At 67.8% G+C, this 14,762-nt stretch carries 19 protein-coding genes and 1 pseudogene; 9 read left to right on the plus strand and 11 right to left on the minus strand.

Features of this window, described 5'->3' with window-relative positions; all coding sequences use genetic code 11:
• Nucleotides 1–481 (minus strand): annotated as a pseudogene (fliI, locus tag ACE3P6_RS01295) (flagellum-specific ATP synthase FliI); the annotation flags it as partial.
• An 84-nt stretch (nucleotides 482–565) separates the two neighbouring features.
• On the opposite strand from fliI, the gene ACE3P6_RS01300 reads away from it, so the two are divergent.
• The 9 genes from ACE3P6_RS01300 to ACE3P6_RS01340 are packed head-to-tail and all read left to right on the plus strand — an operon-like array spanning nucleotide 566 to nucleotide 5,087.
• Entirely contained in the window at nucleotides 566–949 is a 384-nt protein-coding gene (locus ACE3P6_RS01300; protein WP_374391166.1) for a FlgB family protein, read from the plus strand.
• 8 nt (nucleotides 950–957) lie between these two features.
• Nucleotides 958–1,341, plus strand: coding sequence for a flagellar basal body rod protein FlgC (gene flgC / locus ACE3P6_RS01305; protein WP_374391167.1), 384 nt, complete (start codon nucleotides 958–960; stop codon nucleotides 1,339–1,341).
• Between the two features lie 12 nt (nucleotides 1,342–1,353).
• On the plus strand, nucleotides 1,354–1,644 hold the full coding sequence (gene fliE / locus ACE3P6_RS01310) for a flagellar hook-basal body complex protein FliE (RefSeq protein WP_374391168.1): 291 nt from the start codon (nucleotides 1,354–1,356) through the stop codon (nucleotides 1,642–1,644).
• Nucleotides 1,641–1,907: a flagellar biosynthetic protein FliQ gene (locus ACE3P6_RS01315; protein ID WP_333816094.1), complete on the plus strand. Its 267-nt coding sequence runs from the start codon at nucleotides 1,641–1,643 to the stop codon at nucleotides 1,905–1,907. Before fliE ends, ACE3P6_RS01315 begins: the two co-directional genes overlap by 4 nt.
• Before the next feature lies 1 nt (nucleotide 1,908).
• Nucleotides 1,909–2,619 (plus strand): flagellar hook-basal body complex protein, encoded by a 711-nt coding sequence (locus ACE3P6_RS01320; RefSeq protein ID WP_374391169.1) that lies wholly within the window; start codon nucleotides 1,909–1,911, stop codon nucleotides 2,617–2,619.
• 9 nt (nucleotides 2,620–2,628) lie between these two features.
• On the plus strand, nucleotides 2,629–3,414 hold the full coding sequence (flgG, locus tag ACE3P6_RS01325; protein ID WP_374391170.1) for a flagellar basal-body rod protein FlgG: 786 nt from the start codon (nucleotides 2,629–2,631) through the stop codon (nucleotides 3,412–3,414).
• On the plus strand, nucleotides 3,414–3,833 hold the full coding sequence (flgA, locus tag ACE3P6_RS01330) for a flagellar basal body P-ring formation chaperone FlgA (RefSeq protein WP_374371978.1): 420 nt from the start codon (nucleotides 3,414–3,416) through the stop codon (nucleotides 3,831–3,833). Before flgG ends, flgA begins: the two co-directional genes overlap by 1 nt.
• 7 nt (nucleotides 3,834–3,840) lie before the next feature.
• Nucleotides 3,841–4,560: a flagellar basal body L-ring protein FlgH gene (flgH, locus tag ACE3P6_RS01335; RefSeq protein ID WP_374391230.1), complete on the plus strand. Its 720-nt coding sequence runs from the start codon at nucleotides 3,841–3,843 to the stop codon at nucleotides 4,558–4,560.
• A gap of 2 nt (nucleotides 4,561–4,562) precedes the next feature.
• A complete protein-coding gene (locus ACE3P6_RS01340; RefSeq protein WP_374391171.1) occupies nucleotides 4,563–5,087 on the plus strand; it encodes a flagellar basal body-associated FliL family protein in 525 nt (174 codons plus the stop codon).
• A 61-nt stretch (nucleotides 5,088–5,148) separates the two neighbouring features.
• Here the strand turns inward: ACE3P6_RS01340 and ACE3P6_RS01345 are convergent, their stop codons facing one another.
• The 10 genes from ACE3P6_RS01345 to fliL form a co-directional block, all read right to left on the minus strand.
• On the minus strand, nucleotides 5,149–5,493 hold the full coding sequence (locus ACE3P6_RS01345; protein ID WP_374391172.1) for a hypothetical protein: 345 nt from the start codon (nucleotides 5,491–5,493) through the stop codon (nucleotides 5,149–5,151).
• Nucleotides 5,490–6,566, minus strand: a complete 1,077-nt coding sequence (locus ACE3P6_RS01350; protein WP_374391173.1) for a flagellar biosynthesis protein FlhB — start codon at nucleotides 6,564–6,566, stop codon at nucleotides 5,490–5,492. Before ACE3P6_RS01350 ends, ACE3P6_RS01345 begins: the two co-directional genes overlap by 4 nt.
• On the minus strand, nucleotides 6,563–7,342 hold the full coding sequence (locus ACE3P6_RS01355) for a flagellar biosynthetic protein FliR (protein WP_374391174.1): 780 nt from the start codon (nucleotides 7,340–7,342) through the stop codon (nucleotides 6,563–6,565). The genes ACE3P6_RS01350 and ACE3P6_RS01355 overlap by 4 nt, the downstream gene beginning before the upstream one ends.
• Nucleotides 7,339–9,414 carry a flagellar biosynthesis protein FlhA gene (gene flhA, locus ACE3P6_RS01360; protein WP_374391175.1) on the minus strand — a complete coding sequence of 692 codons (2,076 nt, stop codon included), beginning with the start codon at nucleotides 9,412–9,414 and terminating at the stop codon, nucleotides 7,339–7,341. Before flhA ends, ACE3P6_RS01355 begins: the two co-directional genes overlap by 4 nt.
• A gap of 1 nt (nucleotide 9,415) precedes the next feature.
• Nucleotides 9,416–10,090: a transglycosylase SLT domain-containing protein gene (locus tag ACE3P6_RS01365; protein ID WP_374391176.1), complete on the minus strand. Its 675-nt coding sequence runs from the start codon at nucleotides 10,088–10,090 to the stop codon at nucleotides 9,416–9,418.
• Between the two features lie 76 nt (nucleotides 10,091–10,166).
• Nucleotides 10,167–12,311 carry a hypothetical protein gene (locus ACE3P6_RS01370; protein ID WP_374391177.1) on the minus strand — a complete coding sequence of 715 codons (2,145 nt, stop codon included), beginning with the start codon at nucleotides 12,309–12,311 and terminating at the stop codon, nucleotides 10,167–10,169.
• Nucleotides 12,308–13,177 (minus strand): flagellar motor stator protein MotA, encoded by an 870-nt coding sequence (gene motA / locus ACE3P6_RS01375; RefSeq protein ID WP_374391178.1) that lies wholly within the window; start codon nucleotides 13,175–13,177, stop codon nucleotides 12,308–12,310. The genes ACE3P6_RS01370 and motA overlap by 4 nt, the downstream gene beginning before the upstream one ends.
• 63 nt (nucleotides 13,178–13,240) lie before the next feature.
• Nucleotides 13,241–13,801, minus strand: coding sequence for a MotE family protein (locus ACE3P6_RS01380; RefSeq protein ID WP_374391179.1), 561 nt, complete (start codon nucleotides 13,799–13,801; stop codon nucleotides 13,241–13,243).
• A complete protein-coding gene (locus tag ACE3P6_RS01385; RefSeq protein WP_374372001.1) occupies nucleotides 13,798–14,193 on the minus strand; it encodes a hypothetical protein in 396 nt (131 codons plus the stop codon). The genes ACE3P6_RS01380 and ACE3P6_RS01385 overlap by 4 nt, the downstream gene beginning before the upstream one ends.
• Nucleotides 14,194–14,201: 8 nt before the next feature.
• Nucleotides 14,202–14,684: a flagellar basal body-associated protein FliL gene (gene fliL / locus ACE3P6_RS01390; RefSeq protein ID WP_374391180.1), complete on the minus strand. Its 483-nt coding sequence runs from the start codon at nucleotides 14,682–14,684 to the stop codon at nucleotides 14,202–14,204.
• Nucleotides 14,685–14,762: the final 78 nt, after the last annotated feature.

Raw genomic sequence — 14,762 nt, forward strand, 5'->3', positions numbered from 1 at the left:
CGATCCGCTGCCCGCGCACCAGGGGGAGGAGGGTATCGAAGATCGCCACCCCCGTCTCCAGCCGCCCGCCCAGCCGCCGCCGCGAGGCCGCCGGAGGCGCAGGGGTCCGCAAGGACCGCGACTGCGGCCCGCGCAGCAGGGGCCGCCCGTCCAGCGGCTGCCCGGTGGCGTCGATGATCCGCCCGACCCAGCTGTCGTCCGGTGCGATCTCGGCCTTGCCGAGCAGCTCCACCCGGTCGCCGATGGCCATCCCGTCGCCCGAGGCATCCGGCAGGACCGAGCACTGCCCCGGCGTCAACCGCAGCACCTCACCCCCCGCCACCTCGTCGCGGCTGTGGATCAGCACCCGGTCGCCGATCGCCGCCGCGTCGAGCCCCGTCACCTCGGCCAACCCGCGCCGGGTCTCCGCCACCCGCCCCACCCGTCGCACCGGAGCGCTTCCGGCGATTTCGGCCAACAGCCCATCGAAAAGACCAGCCACGGGATTCTCCCTTTGTTCGCTCTCAACCGTTTCTAAAGGAATCACTCTTAAGCCTTGGTGAAGCAGGTCGAGGGAGAAGCCCCGATGTTCGAGAAACTGGAACTTACCCGCATGGCGCAGGCGCTGGCCGCGCAGTCCGGCGCGCGCATGGCGGTGATCGCGGAGAATGTCGCGAACGCCGATACGCCCGGTTACAAGGCCAAAGACGTGCCCGCCTTCGCCGAGGTCTACGAGGCCGAGGGGCTGGAAATGCGCGCCACGCGACCCGGCCACCTGACCGCGCCGTCGCAGACCGCCGCGCCGGTCCCCGACATCGCGCGGGGCCATGAATCGCCCAACGGAAACAGCGTTTCGCTGGAGGCCGAGATGGTGAAGTCGGTCGAAGCCCGGCAGAACCACGACATGGCGCTGGCGATCTACCGGGCGACCTCGGATGTGATCCGGGCCAGCCTCGGCCGGCCACGGTGAGGTGAGCGATGGGCAACGACCTGATCTCCTCGCTCTCCTTCGCGGCCTCCGGCATGGAGACGCAGGCGATGCGGCTGCGGCACGTGTCGGAGAACATCGCCAACGCCGACACTCCCGGCTACCACCGCAAGGTGATGACCTTCGAACAGGCGCTGGACACCGGCCTCGTCGAGGCTGGTCCGGTGAAACTGGACCAGAGCGAACTCACGAAGATCTACGATCCGGGGCACCCGCTCGCGGATGAAACCGGTCACTACGACGGCTCGAATGTCGATCTGGTGATCGAAATCGCTGACGCGCGCGAAGCGCAGCGCAGCTACGAGGCGAACCTCAGGATGTTCGATCAGACGCGCCAGATGACGCAGAACCTGTTCGACCTTCTGCGGCGGTAAGGGAGATCCAGAATGGATGTGAAAACCTCTTTCGTCAGCCAGGCCTATGCGAATGCCCGTACCGCCGCCGCCCCACAGCCAAAGGCCGGGGCGGCGGAACAGGGCTTCGCCAAGCTGGCAAGCAACTTCATGGGCGCGCTTCAGGATCATGAGGCGACCGCCCGCGCCGCGATGACCGGCGGGGCCGATCCGCACGCACTGGTGCAGGCGCTGGCGTCGTCGCAACTCGCGGTCGAGACGGTGGCGACGGTCCGCGACCGCGTCGTCGAGGCCTATCAGGAAATCCTGAGGATGCCGGTATGAGCGAGCCGATGATCTTCGACCTCACCCGCCAGGCGCTCTGGGTCTGCGTGGTGATCGCGGCGCCGCTCCTCACGGTCGCGCTGGTGGTGGGCGTGGTCGTCGGCCTCTTCCAGGCGCTGACCTCGGTGCAGGAAATGACGCTGACCTTCGTCCCGAAGGCCGCGCTGATGCTGGGCGTCTTCTGGCTGTCGATGAGCTTCATGACCTCGACCCTCGTGTCCTTCTTCACCGACACGATCATCCCGCAGATCGCAGGAGGCTGAGATGGATGCCGCCGTCTATGCGACGCTGAACCGCCAGTCGGGCCTGATGCGCGAGATGGGCGTGGTGGCGAACAACATCGCCAACTCCTCCACCACGGGTTTCCGGCGCGAGGGGGTGGTGTTCTCGGAATTCGTGGCCGCGCTGGACGAGGACCCGTCGCTGTCGATGGCGCACGCCAGCGGGCGGCATGTGGACCTGTCGCAATCGACCATCGGCCAGACCGGCGGTCAGTTCGACTTCGCAATCCAGGGCGAGGGGTTCTTCCTGATCGACACGCCGCAGGGCCAGCGGCTGACCCGCGCGGGCAGCTTCACGCCGAACGAATCCGGCGAACTGGTGACGCCGGACGGCTACCGCCTGCTCGATGCCGGGGGCGCGCCGATCTTCATCCCGCCCGATGCGAAGGGTGTGGGAATGTCGGCGGACGGGACGCTGTCGGCGGGTGGCCAGCCCATCGCGCAAGTCGGGCTCTGGCAGCCGTCGGACCCGCTGTCGCTGCAGCATCAGTCCGGCACCATGTTCGCGGCCAGTGGTGTAGAGCCCGCCGAGGGCGCGACCGTGCTGCAAGGGATGCTCGAAGACAGCAATGTCGAGCCGGTGTCCGAGATCGCGCGGATGATCGAGGTCCAGCGCGCCTACGAGCTGGGGCAGAAATTCCTGGATGCCGAGGACGAAAGGGTCCGCGGCGTGATCACGACGCTGGGTCGATAGGAGACCACGATGAAGGCATTGCAGATCGCCGCGACGGGCATGGCCGCGCAGCAGATGAAGGTCGACGTGGTGTCGAACAACCTCGCGAACATGTCGACCACCGGCTACAACCCCCGCCGCGCCGATTTCGCCGACCTGACCTATCAGCAGATGGCGCGTCCGGGCACCGTTTCGGCGGCGGACGGCTCGATGCTGCCGACTGGCATCCAGATCGGCCTGGGTGTCCGGCCCGCCGCGGTTTCGGTGGTGATCGGCCAGGGCTCGCTGGACCCGACCGGGGGCGACCTGGACGTTGCCATCGACGGCAATGGCTACCTGGAAGTGCAGATGCCTTCGGGCCAGACCGGCTATACCCGCGACGGGGCGCTGAAGCGGTCGGCGGAGGGGCTGATCGTGACCTCGGACGGCTATCCGGTGGCGCCGGGCATCACCATCCCCTCGGATGCGCGGGGGCTGACGATCTCGCCCTCGGGCGAGGTCTATGCCGAGTTCGCCGACCGGGTCGACCCCGAGCTGATCGGGCAGCTGGCGATCTCGTCCTTTCCCAACGAAAAGGGGCTGGAGGCGGTGGGGTCGAACCTGTTCCTGGAAAGCCCTGCCTCGGGCGCGGCTTTTTCCGGCACGCCGGGACAGGACGGGCTGGGGACGCTGCGCCACGGCTATCTGGAAGGCAGCACGGTCGATGCGGTGCGCGAGGTGACCGAGCTGATCAAGGCACAGCGCGGCTACGAGTTGAACGCCAAGGTGATCACCGCCGCCGACCAGATGCTTGCCGCCACGACGCAGGTGCGCTGATGCTGCGGCTGGCTCTTCTTCTGGCGCTGGCAGGCCCGGTTTCGGCGGAAAGCCTGGTGGCGACCCGCACGATCCGAGCGAGGACGCTGGTTCTGCCGGAGGACGTGACGCTGGTCAGCGCCGAACTGCCCGGCGCTCTCAGCGATCCGGCGGCGGCGGTCGGGCTGGAGGCGAAGGTCGCGATCTATGCCGGCAAGCCGCTGCATCCCGGCGATCTCGGCCCGCCGACTTTGGTCGAGCGCAACCAGACGGTGACGCTGGTCTATCTCTCGGGCGGGCTGGCGATTTCGACCGAAGGCCGGGCGCTGGCGCGCGGGTCCGAGGGCGACGAGGTGCGGGTGATGAACCTCGGCTCGCGCAATACGGTCACGGGCCGGATCGGCCCGGACGGAGCAGTCTATGTCGGATGGAATGGGTAAGATGATGATGCGATCCCTGATGGTGGCGGTCCTTGCGGTTTCGGGCTGCGGCAAGCTGGAACAGGTTGGCCGCGCACCGGAGTTCACCGGGCTCGAGGGTACCGACCAGCACTACGCGATGTATTCGGCCGCCCTGCCCGAGGACGTGCCCGCCGGAGCCGCCTCGGATGGCTCCTCGCTCTGGACCGCCGGGACCGACAGCCTGTTCGGCGACCGCCGGGCCGCACAACGCGGCGACATCCTGACCGTGGTGATCGAGATCGACGACAGCGCCTCGATCTCGAACTCGACCGGGCGCAGCCGCAACGGCAAGATAAACGGGGGGGTCACCGATCTTCTCGGCATTCCGCAGAAGCTGGACGGGGCGCTGCCCGATGGTGCCAGCATGGCGGACGCGGTCAACATGGACTCCTCCTCGACCTTCAAGGGCCAGGGTTCGGTGGCCCGCAAGGAGAAACTGACGCTGCGTGTCGCCGCGACGGTGGTCGAGGAACTGCCGAACGGGGTCCTGCGGATCGAGGGGCAGCAGGAGGTCCGCGTCAATTTCGAGATGCGCGAGCTGATCGTGACCGGATATGTCCGGCCGAACGACATCTCGCGGCAGAACGAGATCACCTACGACAAGATCGCGGGCGCGCGGATCGCTTATGGCGGGCGGGGGCAGATCACCGATGTCCAGCAGCCGACCTACGGCCAGCAGGTCGCCGACATCGTGATGCCGTTCTGATCATGCTGCGGAAACTTCTTCCCGTCCTTCTTGCTGTGGTCGGCCTTGGCGGCGGGGTCGGCGCCGGTCTCTTCCTGCGCCCGGCGCCGGAGGCCGGGGACCACGCAGCCGAGGGTTCCGAGCCCGCCCCGGCAGGCGGGCATGGCGATACCGCCACCGAGGACGCCGAGGCGTCGGGCCATGCGGACGAGCCGGAGGACGGCGCGCCGGAATATGTCAAGATGAACAACCAGTTCGTCGTCCCAGTGGTGGAAGGCGGACGGGTTGCCGCGATGGTCGTCCTGTCGCTGTCGCTGGAGGTGGATGCGGGCAATACCGAAGCCGTCTACCAGCGCGAACCGAAGCTGCGCGATGTGTTCCTGCAGGCCCTGTTCGACCATGCCAATACCGGCGGTTTCTCCGGGTCGTTCACCGACGGCTCGAACCTCATCACCCTGCGCACCAGCCTGAAAGAGGCGGCGGCCCTGGTCCTGGGCACCGTGGTGAAGGACGTGCTGATCACCGACATCGCCCGGCAGGACAGCTGACCTTTCGCGCCTGTCCGATGCAGAAGAACGCTCCGGGCAGGCTGCGGTTCCAGACCATTTCCTAGCGCCGGGCCTTCAGCCGTTCGGCCAGGCCCTGCAAGGCCTGCACGCGACCGAAGGCACCTTGCGCGGCGCTCTGGGCGTCCATCCAGCCCGCAGTCTGCCGCGCGATCACCAGGTTCAGCTCGGACCGGCGCGCCTCGGCCCAGCGGTCGTAGGTCAGCGCAACTTTCCCGGCAAGCACCGGCGCAAGGTCTTCGGCGGGCCCGGCTGCCCGGTTGATCGCGGCCAGCTGCGCCCGGCTGCGCTCCAGTTCGGCCGCGGCGCTGTGCAGCTGGCCCAGCCGGTGATCGAGCATCAGCTGCGCCACTTCGGCCAGTCGGCCAAGATCCTTCGCCTTCGTCATCTCCGGCGGACCCTCCTGCGCATCGCTTCGGCAAAACGGATCGCGGCGGCGACGGCGCGGTAATGCTCGACCCGGATTTCCTGGCCGATCTCGACCGTCGCGTGGATCGCCCGGGCGGTCGGAGGGTCAGAGTGGATCGGGACGCCATGTTCGGCGGCACGTTCGCGGATCTTCCGCGCGATCTCGTCCACGCCCTTGGCCACGCAGACCGGCGCTCCACCCTTCGAACGGTCCCATTTCAGGGCGACGGCGTAGTGCGTCGGGTTCACCACCACGACATTGGCCGAGGCGACATCGGTCAGCATCCGGTTCGTCGCCACCTCCTGTGCGCGCTGGCGGCGGGCAGATTTCAGGTGCGGGTCGCCTTCGCTGTCCTTGAACTCGTCCATCATCTCTTTGCGCGACATGCGGTTGCGCTGGCGGTGACGGAAGACCTGCCACAGGTAGTCCACCCCGCCGAGCGCGAGCTGGATCAGGACGACGATGAACAGGAATTCCAGCACCAGCCGGGCCATCAGCGCCGCCGACATCGCGGGGGTCAGGTAGAGACTGGCGAGGATCTCCTCCAGCCGACCGGCAAGGAAGGTGTAGAGGATCAGCGAGACGATCCCGAGCTTGACCGTGCTCTTGCCGAATTCGACCAGCCCGTCGATGCCGAATTTCTGCTTGGCGGCAGCGATCACCGAGATGCGCGACAGCTTCGGCGCCAGTTTCGAAGGGGCGAAGACGATGCCGCGCGTGGCGAAAAGGAGGGCCAGCACCAGGACCGGCGCGACCAGCAGCAGCGCCAGCGGCGGGCCGGCCAGCGTCAGGATCATCCCGGCAATCGGTGCGCCGCCGCCGGAGGCGACGAGGGTCGACAGCCGGTCGGCCTGGTCGAGGACGACCATCCCGGCGGTTCCGGCGCGGGTCACCGCCCAGGTGCCCAGACTGAAAAGCGCCAGCAGGAAGCCGCCCGTCGCCGCCGCCGTCTGGAGGTCGACAGACCGGGGAATGTCGCCGTCCTTGCGGGCCTGGTCCAGCTTCTGCTGCGAGGCCTCGTGTTCCTTGTCGGCTTCGTCCTCGCCGCTCATGGCGCAACTGCGAAGGGGGCGGCCATCTGGCCGGCGAAGGCATCGAGCCAGGCGGCAAGGATCACCGGGGTCGCCACCGCCATCAGGGCCAGCGCGCCAAGTGTCAGGGCGGGGGCGCCGACCATCGAAACCATCAGCGCGGGCATCGCCCGGTTGATGACGCCAAGCGCCAGGTTGTAGATCAGCGAGGCGATGACGAAGGGCGCTGCCAGTGAGAAGGCCAGCGAAAAGGTCCGGCCAATGACCGCGAGCCCCCAGTCCGCCGCCGAAGCCGCAGACAGCGGGCCTCCGGGCGGAAGGAGATCATAGGAGAGCAGCAGCAGTTCGGCGGCGCGGACGTGGAGCCCAGTCACAAGGGCAAGCGCCACGCCGGCCATCACGAAGAGGTTGCCGACAGCCGGTTGCGGCTCCGGCGCGGCGCCCGAGAAGAGCTGCGACAGCGTCGTCGCCTGGGCGATCATCGCGGCGGCAGTCTGCAGCGCCACAATGAAAAGCCGCATCCCGACCCCCAGCAGGAGGCCCGCGACGACCTCTCCGCCAAGCGCCAGGACCGTGGGCGTCGCGTCTGGCCCGATCCGGTCGGCGAGGATCGGGGTCACGACAAGGGTGAAGGCCACGACCAGTGCGAGCTTGACGCGTTGGGGAACGGAAGGGTCTCCCAGGCCCGGCATCAACGCCACCATCGCGCCGATGCGGACGAAGGCCAGCGCGGCGGCCCATGCGATACCCTGGGCCAGACCCAGGAGCTGCGACAGTCCGGCGATCACCTCGCTCATGCCGGGACCTGGCCGATCAGGGCGGGCCGCGCGTCGGTGCCGATCTCCTCGTAGGACAGGACCGGCATGTGCAGTCCCTTGGCCTGGACGACCGTGCGCAGAAAGCGCCGCCGCCCGACCGAGGTGACGAGCGCCGGATAGACCCCGCCCTCCGCCGCCCGGTTGGCCTTTTCGGTCAAACCATTGGCCAGCTTGGCGAAAAGCTCGGGCGGCAGGGCGATGTCGCGCAGGCCCCGTTCGCTGTCGATCTGGTAGTTGGCGAAAGCCTTCTCCCAATCCGGGGCAAGCTGGATCAGCGGGACCGAACCGTCGGGTCGCTTCAGCTCGGCGATGATCTGGAAGCCGAGCCTTTGTCGGACATGCTCGCAGATCGCCTCGGGCGCGCCGAACGGACGGGCTTCGGCCACGGCCTCCAGGATCAGCGGCAGGTTGCGGATCGAGACCTTCTCGTCCAGTAGCAAGCGCAGCACGGCATGCAGGAGGTCGACCGGAACCTTCTCGGGCAGAAGCTCGTCCAGGAGCCGCCGGTTCGCCTCGGCCCGGACGGGATCAGAAAGCTTGACAAATTCGTCCAGCAACCGGCGCAGCCCCCGCAAGGTCAGAAGCCGCGAGAGATTGGCCTTCAGCACTTCCAGAAGATGCGTCGCCAGCACCTCGGTCGGCGAGACGACCGTCAGGCCGGACAGAGCTGCATCCTCCTGCTGTTCGGGGCGGATCCAGCGGGCTGGGGCGCCGTAGACCGGCTCGCGTGCATCAAGGCCATCGGGGGCCGGGGTGCCCTCGTTCAGCAGCACCAGCACGCGGTCGGGGTACAGCCGGTCGGAGACCCTTTCCACCCCCTGCAGGCGAATGCGGTACTGGCCGGGCGGCAGCGCGCTTTCGTCGGTCAGCCGGATCTCGGGCAGGATGAAGCCGAAGGCGGTCGCGACATGGTTGCGCATGTTGGCGATGCGGCTGTCCAGGCCCGTGGCGGGATCAAGCACCATCGCCACCAGGTTCGGGGCGAATTCGATGTGGATATCGTCGAAGTCGAGCACGTCACCGATGGACCGCGGCTTCACCGGCTCCAGCGTCGGCAGCGGGGCATCAGCTGGTTTCGATGCTCCGCGAACCCGATGAAAAGCCAGCCCGCCCAACACCAGCGCGGCAAGCATGAAGGGCAGGAAGGGCATCCCAGGAACCAGCGCGAACAGCGCCATCAGCGTCGCGACCGTGCCCAGGGCACCGGGATAGCGTCCCAACTGGGCGAAGAACGAGACATCCGCCGCGCCCTTCTGGCTGCCCTTGGCCAGCAGAAGCGCCGCCGCGACCGAGATGATCACCGCCGGGATCTGGCTGACGAGGCCATCGCCCACGGTCAGGATCGTGTAGGTCTCGAACGCGGTCGCGGCATCCAGCCCATGCATGAAGATGCCGACCACCAGCCCGACCACGATGTTCAGCCCGGTGATCAGGAGGCCTGCCACCGCGTCGCCCTTGACGAACTTCGACGCGCCGTCGAGCGAGCCGAAGAAATTCGTCTCGGCCAGTTCCTGCTCGCGCCGCCGCTTCGCCTCGTCGTGGTCGATCGCGCCAGCCGACATGTCGGCGTCGATGGCCAGCTGCCGCCCCGGCATCCCGTCCAGCGCAAAGCGCGCGCCCACCTCGGCCATCCGGCCTGCGCCCTTGGTGATCACGATGAAGTTGACGATCAGGAGGACGATGAAGATCACCAGGCCAAGCACGAGATTGCCGCCCATGATGAACTGGGCGAAACCCTCGATCACATGGCCCGCAGCATCGGTGCCGGTGTGGCCCGCACCGATGATCAGCTTGGTCGACGAGACGTTCAGCGCCAGCCGCAGCAGGAGCGAGGCGAGGAGGATCGTCGGGAAAGCCGAGAAGTCCAGCGGGCGGTCGATGAAGAGCGTCACCGTCAGCATCAGGATCGCGAGCGCAAAGGAGACGGCAAGGCCTACGTCCAGCATCCAGGCCGGCACCGGCAGGATCATCATCACGATCACGGCCATCAACCCGATGGCCAGGAGGATCGTGGGTCGGAAGATCGTCCGCAGCGAAAGGCCCTGGAGCATGTCAGGGCGCCCCGATCAACGGGCTGCCGCCGCTGCCGACCGGCACCAGCGAGCCTCGCGAGCCGGTGGCCCCGGCGACAAGCAGTGGAAAGCGGTTGGACCTGGGTGTCGCGGCGGGTTCGCCAGGGGCATCCGTAGCCCCGGCCTCACCGGTATAGGCCGCCTCGAAGTTGGCCTTGTAGCGTTCGGCGTATTCGGGCGTGGCCGAGTGATAGGCGGCTGCGGCCAGCGCCCAGTCGCCGGTGCGGGCAAAGTGTTGGGCCAGGAATCTGGCGGCGTAGATGGCGTTCTCTTCGGGGTCGAGCATGGCTGCAATTGAGGCAAAGCCTTCGGAATGCCAGCGATAGTTCAGCTGGAAACAGCCGAGGTCGAGGTTGGTTGCGCCCTGCTCCACCGCTTCCGCCGCGCTCGCCTCGGCTTCGGCGGCGGTGTCGAACCACCTGCCATCGCCGCCGAAGTTCACGGTCCAGGGCCAGGGCCGGTTGTCGCGCCCGGTCTCTACCTTGGTGATGGCCAGGAGGACATCATAGGGCACGCCGGTCCGGCTGGCGGCACTCGCCGCCGCATCAAGGCAGAGTCCCGCCGGGTCCTCGCGTGCCGGCAGGCCGGACGACAACAGGAGCGTGCAAGCAACGGCGGCGGGCGCAAGGCTTGGGCGGGTGGACCGGCGGGGCATCCTCGACTCCTCCCCCCGTGTTCTGCCGGGGTCGGGGTCAGCCTAGTGCACGAATCTTTCCGGCTGGTTACCGGCTTCACTCAACGGAAGGGGCGACGACGCTGGACAGCAGTGCTTCGATCGCGGCACGCGAGGTCGCGCTGGCCGCAATGGCCTGTTCCCCACGGCCAAGAGGGCCAGAGGAATCACCGGCGGGTGTTGCCGCCAGGCCTTCGGCCGTTCGCTGCCAGGGGCCGGGCAGCGTGGGATCGAGTGCCGCCCAGTCGCCCTTCCACGGACCAATCCGAGCGCTGGCGGCGGTGTCGCCGGTTGCTGCCAGGGCCTTTTCGGCTCCGGGCAGATCGCCAAGCTGCAGCAACGCCTCTGCCCGCAACGCTTCGGTGTCGGCATCGCGGAGACCCTCGGTCAGCGCAATGGCGCCTCGTGCATCACCGACCCCAAGCGCGGACCTGGCGGCCAGGCGGCGACGTTCGGGGGGGTCGTCCCTTGTTGATGGGCCAAGCCAGGCCTGTGCTGCGTCGGGAAACCCCAGCGCCAGCAAGCGGTCGGCAACAGCGAAGGCGGTTTCCGGCGAAACGGAAGGCGGACTCGCAGTGGCGGGCAGGACGGCCTCGGTCAGGAAATCATCGTCGCTCGCACGGCCTGCAGCCACCCGCCAGAGATCGGCCAGGACCTGTCCGACGGCGTCCGGGTCGCGGAAGGCGGCGACGGTCTGGCCCGAAAGCGCCAGCGCCAGAACGGTTGCGCGGTCCACGCCCGCCCCTTCGGAGGCCCCTGCGGACTCGCCGCGCAGGGCGAGAAGCGCTTCCACCGGCTCGGCACCCAGCGGATCGAGCGTGAGGAGATGGGCCTCGACAAGGGCGACAAGCCCGGCGGCCCGGTCGCCGTCCAGCGCTACGGCGGCTTCGGCATGCGCCTGCGCGGCCATAGCGTCGCCGCCTTCCAGCTCGGCCCGGGCATCCATCAGCGCGACGGTGGCCGGATCCGCCTGCGGTGTCCGTTCGATCGCATCGCGGATCATCCGGGCGGCCTCGGCATCGTCGCGGGCAAGGAACTTCTCGGCAAGAATCGGACCGAGGTGTCGCCGCAAATGCGCGGGCAACGCAAGAAAGGCCTGCAGGATGGCATCGCGATTGGCATCTGGACCGGGGGGCAGCCGGTCGCGCGCCAGAGCAGCCCAAAGCGCCGCCGGTCCTTCGCAGCCCAGCATGTCGGCAAAGGGCGTCTGTGGATCGGCTTCTCCATCGACGAGGCGGGCCATCGACCGAAGAAGGTCAAGCTCCCTGTCCTGCCCGGCAATACCAAGCAACTCGACCGTCTGCCGCGCCTCGGCGCCGAAGCCGAGAAACAGCAGGCGTCGGACGGCCTGGCGGATCGCCTGTGGGTCCGGGGCGTCGAATTCGCCGTAGAGCCCCGACCGCGCCTCGGCGAGCAGATCCTCCGGCGCTGTCTCCCGACCCCAGGCCGGCAGGTCGAGCTGAGCCGGATCGGCACAGACAGGATCCGGCGGGGGGCCATCGTCGTAGGCATCGGTCACCATCAGGCCGGGCTCCGCTCCGATGCTGATATTGGACCAGGGCAGCGCTGTGCGGTCGACCCCGGCCACCTTCGGCGGCTTTCCCGGCAGCTCCATGTCGACGATGCCGTCAGCGGCGCCCCGGGCGATCTGTTCGAGAAGCTCGTCGCGCAGAGGCTCCAGCGAGACCGCGCCGGTTTCCAGCGGCAGCGGCAGTGTCGCGGTGGGGCGTGCCCCAGCTTCGGTCTTGCGACTGGCAATCCAGTCATAGGCTGCGGGTTTTTCCGCCATTTCGGCCACGCTTGAAACGGCCCCTGCGAAAGGAGCTTCGAAGGCCGAGCCTGCCGGGGCAGGGCCGGGCTTGATGTCCAGGACGACCACGCCGGGCCGGTACTCGAAGGGAAATACATGGCAGTCGCAGCCGAGGCCCATGACAAGGGCGCCGCCGCCGGGGTCCGCTTCCAGCGAGGCGAGCCGGGTCCGGGGGATGCGCTGCCAGACCCCGGCCAGGTCGTATTGCGGCTGCGTATCCGCCTGGATCGCGAAGCCATAGCCGGTTTCGGTCCGGCCAAGCGTCCAGCCCACGGGACCGGGAAGCTCGATCACCAGGCGAGTGAAATCGTCATGTTCGCCCGAAAGCACCCGCGCGGTCTGCGCTGCTGCCTGTCCGGCCAACGCAACGAGGATAAGCAGTGCGCGGATCATGCCGCCTCCTGCTTCAGGTTGCGCATGGCGTCCTCCAGGTCGCCGAAACCGGGGCGCACATGATGCGGGGTGTTCTGGCGACCGACCTCGATGCAGATATTCGGGGGGTGGCGATGCAGGTTGGCGACCAGCACCTCGCGGATCAACTGGTAGAAGTGGATGTCCTCCTCGATCACCGTCTTCACCCGGGCGGCGAAGGGACCCATCAGCCCATAGGCGAGGAACACGCCCAGAAAGGTCCCGACCAGGGCGCCGCCGATCATCTTGCCCAGCACTTCGGGCGGCTGGTCGATCGAGCCCATCGTCTTGATCACGCCGAGAACCGCCGCGACGATCCCCAGCGCGGGCAGCCCGTCCGCCATCGTCTGCAAGGCATGGCTGGAATGCATCGCATGGTGCAGCGTCGCCTCCATCCGCTTGTCCAGCACTTCCTCCACCTGGTGCGGGTCATCGTAGTTCATCGAGGCCGCGCGCAAGGTGTCGCAGATCAGCTCCATCGCCTCGTGGTCATGCTGGATGCGAGGATACTTGCCGATGATCGCCGAGGTCTCGGGCGATTCGATGTGTTCTTCCAGCGCGACGGGATTGGCCCGCGCCAGGCGGATCAGCTCGAACAGAAGACACAGGAGGTCACGGTAGTCGCCGGGCTTCCATTTCGGGCCCTTGAAGACCTTGCCGACGTCCTTCAGCGTATGTTTCACCGCCGGAATGTCGTTCGAGATCAGGAAGGCCCCGATTGCGGCGCCGCCGATCATGATCATCTCGAAGGGCAGCGACTTGAGGATGATCCCCATCTTGCCCCCGGCCATGACATAACCGCCGAAGACCATGACGAGGATGACGGCGATGCCGACGAAGCCGAGCATTTTGGCGTCCTGTTTCGCGTTGCGTTGGGGCGAGTATCCGGGCGGCGGGTTAAGACTCTCTGACTAGTCCTTCGGCACATCGGCATTGCGCCCGGCGACGATCACGCTGACGCCATAGGCGGCCTCGGCGGACATGCCGGACAGGATGGCCGCGGCCGAATCGGGCGGCATCCGGCCCAGGAACCCGGCGGCGAATTCGGGGGACATCGTCTCGAACAGAGCCGCCGCATCCTTGGGCTTCATCGCCTGGTAGACGGCGGTCAGGTTCTGGATATCCTTTTCCGCCGCCCCGTCCGCCTGTGCCAGCGTGGCCTTGAGTTCGGCTTCCACAGCCTTCATCTCCTCCATCCGCCTGGTGATCGCGGCATCGGCCAGCGCAAGCGCCGCCAGCCGGTCCTTCAGCGAGGCCTCCTGCACGGCGATCCGCTCCTCGCGCAGGGTCAGCGCCTCGGAGAGCGCGCTTGGCATCTCGCAGGTCGCGTCGGGCGGCGCCTCGGCCGCACCCTCGCCCTCGGCCTTGGCCAGCGCGGCCCCGATCCCCGACCCCAGACGCAGGGCTCCGGACGAAGCGAAGAGCATCGCCACGATGAACAGCGCCCCCTGGCCGGCGCGGCGGCGGCTCATTCCGCAGCCTCCAGCGTGTCGCGCGGGCTGCGGCGGCGGACAAAGCGCAGGCGACGCTCCTCCTCCGGCAGCTCCTCGGCGACCGGACGCGGGGGTGCCGCCGCCGGATCGGGAAGGTCGTGCAGCGAGGCGACCAGCAGCTCCAGCTTGCGCGCCACCGACTCGCCCCGCGCGGTCAGCGCCTCCAGGCTTTCGGCCGAGCCGTTCGCCGCCCCGCGCGCCTTGTCCAGCGCCAGGGTCATGTCGTCGACCTGGGCCGAGAGCACCGCAATCGCACCGCCCATCCCGCTTTCCAGCGTGGTGAATTTCTTCAGCCGGGTCGACAGCACATGGCAGTAGATTGCAGCCCCGAACGAGCCCGCCAGCAGAAGAATGTCGGAAATGAGTTCCATGACCCGCCTCAGTTCAGCACGAATTCGGTGATCAGCAGGTCGCGCACCCGGCCCTCGCCGGTGACGACCTGGATGCGCCGCAGCATCTGCGCGCGCAGCCGCGCCATTGCATGCGGGTCCTCGATCGAGGCGGTGTCGATGGCGCGGAGGTAGCTGTTGATCACGTCCAGGATGCGCGGAGTCAGCGTCGTGACATCCGCCGCCGCCGTATCGACCACCTCCAGCTGCGCGGTGAAGCGCAGATGCTCGCTTCCCGAATCAGGCGCCAGCGAGACGACGATGGTTTCCAGCGGCACGAAGGCGATGCCCGTCAGCGGGCCGGGACCGTGTTCCGCCTTCGTCTCCGCCTCACCGTGGCCGAGGATCAGGCCGGAAAAGGTGGCGTAGAACCCGCCGCCGCCAAGGATCAGGGCCAGGACAAACCCGATCAGCACCGGCTTCTTCGACCGTTTCTTCGGGACTTCTTCCACCGTGGCTTCCGCCGTTGCCATCTTTCGCTCCACCGCTTCCGGATGAGAACGAAGATAGTCCAAAGGTCACTAACCGATTGTTAAGGCGAACCGATGAAA

It is taken from the genome of Tabrizicola sp., assembly GCF_041911175.1.
GTDB lineage: Bacteria > Pseudomonadota > Alphaproteobacteria > Rhodobacterales > Rhodobacteraceae > Tabrizicola.

Bases quoted from the DNA above. Each gene is read 5' to 3' on its own strand.
- ACE3P6_RS01300 (WP_374391166.1), top strand. From the start codon at position 566: ATGTTCGAGAAACTGGAACTTACCCGCATGGCGCAGGCGCTGGCCGCG.
- flgC (WP_374391167.1), top strand. From the start codon at position 958: ATGGGCAACGACCTGATCTCCTCGCTCTCCTTCGCGGCCTCCGGCATG.
- fliE (WP_374391168.1), top strand. From the start codon at position 1,354: ATGGATGTGAAAACCTCTTTCGTCAGCCAGGCCTATGCGAATGCCCGT.
- ACE3P6_RS01315 (WP_333816094.1), top strand. From the start codon at position 1,641: ATGAGCGAGCCGATGATCTTCGACCTCACCCGCCAGGCGCTCTGGGTC.
- ACE3P6_RS01320 (WP_374391169.1), top strand. From the start codon at position 1,909: ATGGATGCCGCCGTCTATGCGACGCTGAACCGCCAGTCGGGCCTGATG.
- flgG (WP_374391170.1), top strand. From the start codon at position 2,629: ATGAAGGCATTGCAGATCGCCGCGACGGGCATGGCCGCGCAGCAGATG.
- flgA (WP_374371978.1), top strand. From the start codon at position 3,414: ATGCTGCGGCTGGCTCTTCTTCTGGCGCTGGCAGGCCCGGTTTCGGCG.
- flgH (WP_374391230.1), top strand. From the start codon at position 3,841: ATGCGATCCCTGATGGTGGCGGTCCTTGCGGTTTCGGGCTGCGGCAAG.
- ACE3P6_RS01340 (WP_374391171.1), top strand. From the start codon at position 4,563: ATGCTGCGGAAACTTCTTCCCGTCCTTCTTGCTGTGGTCGGCCTTGGC.
- ACE3P6_RS01345 (WP_374391172.1), bottom strand. From the start codon at position 5,493: ATGACGAAGGCGAAGGATCTTGGCCGACTGGCCGAAGTGGCGCAGCTG.
- ACE3P6_RS01350 (WP_374391173.1), bottom strand. From the start codon at position 6,566: ATGAGCGGCGAGGACGAAGCCGACAAGGAACACGAGGCCTCGCAGCAG.
- ACE3P6_RS01355 (WP_374391174.1), bottom strand. From the start codon at position 7,342: ATGAGCGAGGTGATCGCCGGACTGTCGCAGCTCCTGGGTCTGGCCCAG.
- flhA (WP_374391175.1), bottom strand. From the start codon at position 9,414: ATGCTCCAGGGCCTTTCGCTGCGGACGATCTTCCGACCCACGATCCTC.
- ACE3P6_RS01365 (WP_374391176.1), bottom strand. From the start codon at position 10,090: ATGCCCCGCCGGTCCACCCGCCCAAGCCTTGCGCCCGCCGCCGTTGCT.
- ACE3P6_RS01370 (WP_374391177.1), bottom strand. From the start codon at position 12,311: ATGATCCGCGCACTGCTTATCCTCGTTGCGTTGGCCGGACAGGCAGCA.
- motA (WP_374391178.1), bottom strand. From the start codon at position 13,177: ATGCTCGGCTTCGTCGGCATCGCCGTCATCCTCGTCATGGTCTTCGGC.
- ACE3P6_RS01380 (WP_374391179.1), bottom strand. From the start codon at position 13,801: ATGAGCCGCCGCCGCGCCGGCCAGGGGGCGCTGTTCATCGTGGCGATG.
- ACE3P6_RS01385 (WP_374372001.1), bottom strand. From the start codon at position 14,193: ATGGAACTCATTTCCGACATTCTTCTGCTGGCGGGCTCGTTCGGGGCT.
- fliL (WP_374391180.1), bottom strand. From the start codon at position 14,684: ATGGCAACGGCGGAAGCCACGGTGGAAGAAGTCCCGAAGAAACGGTCG.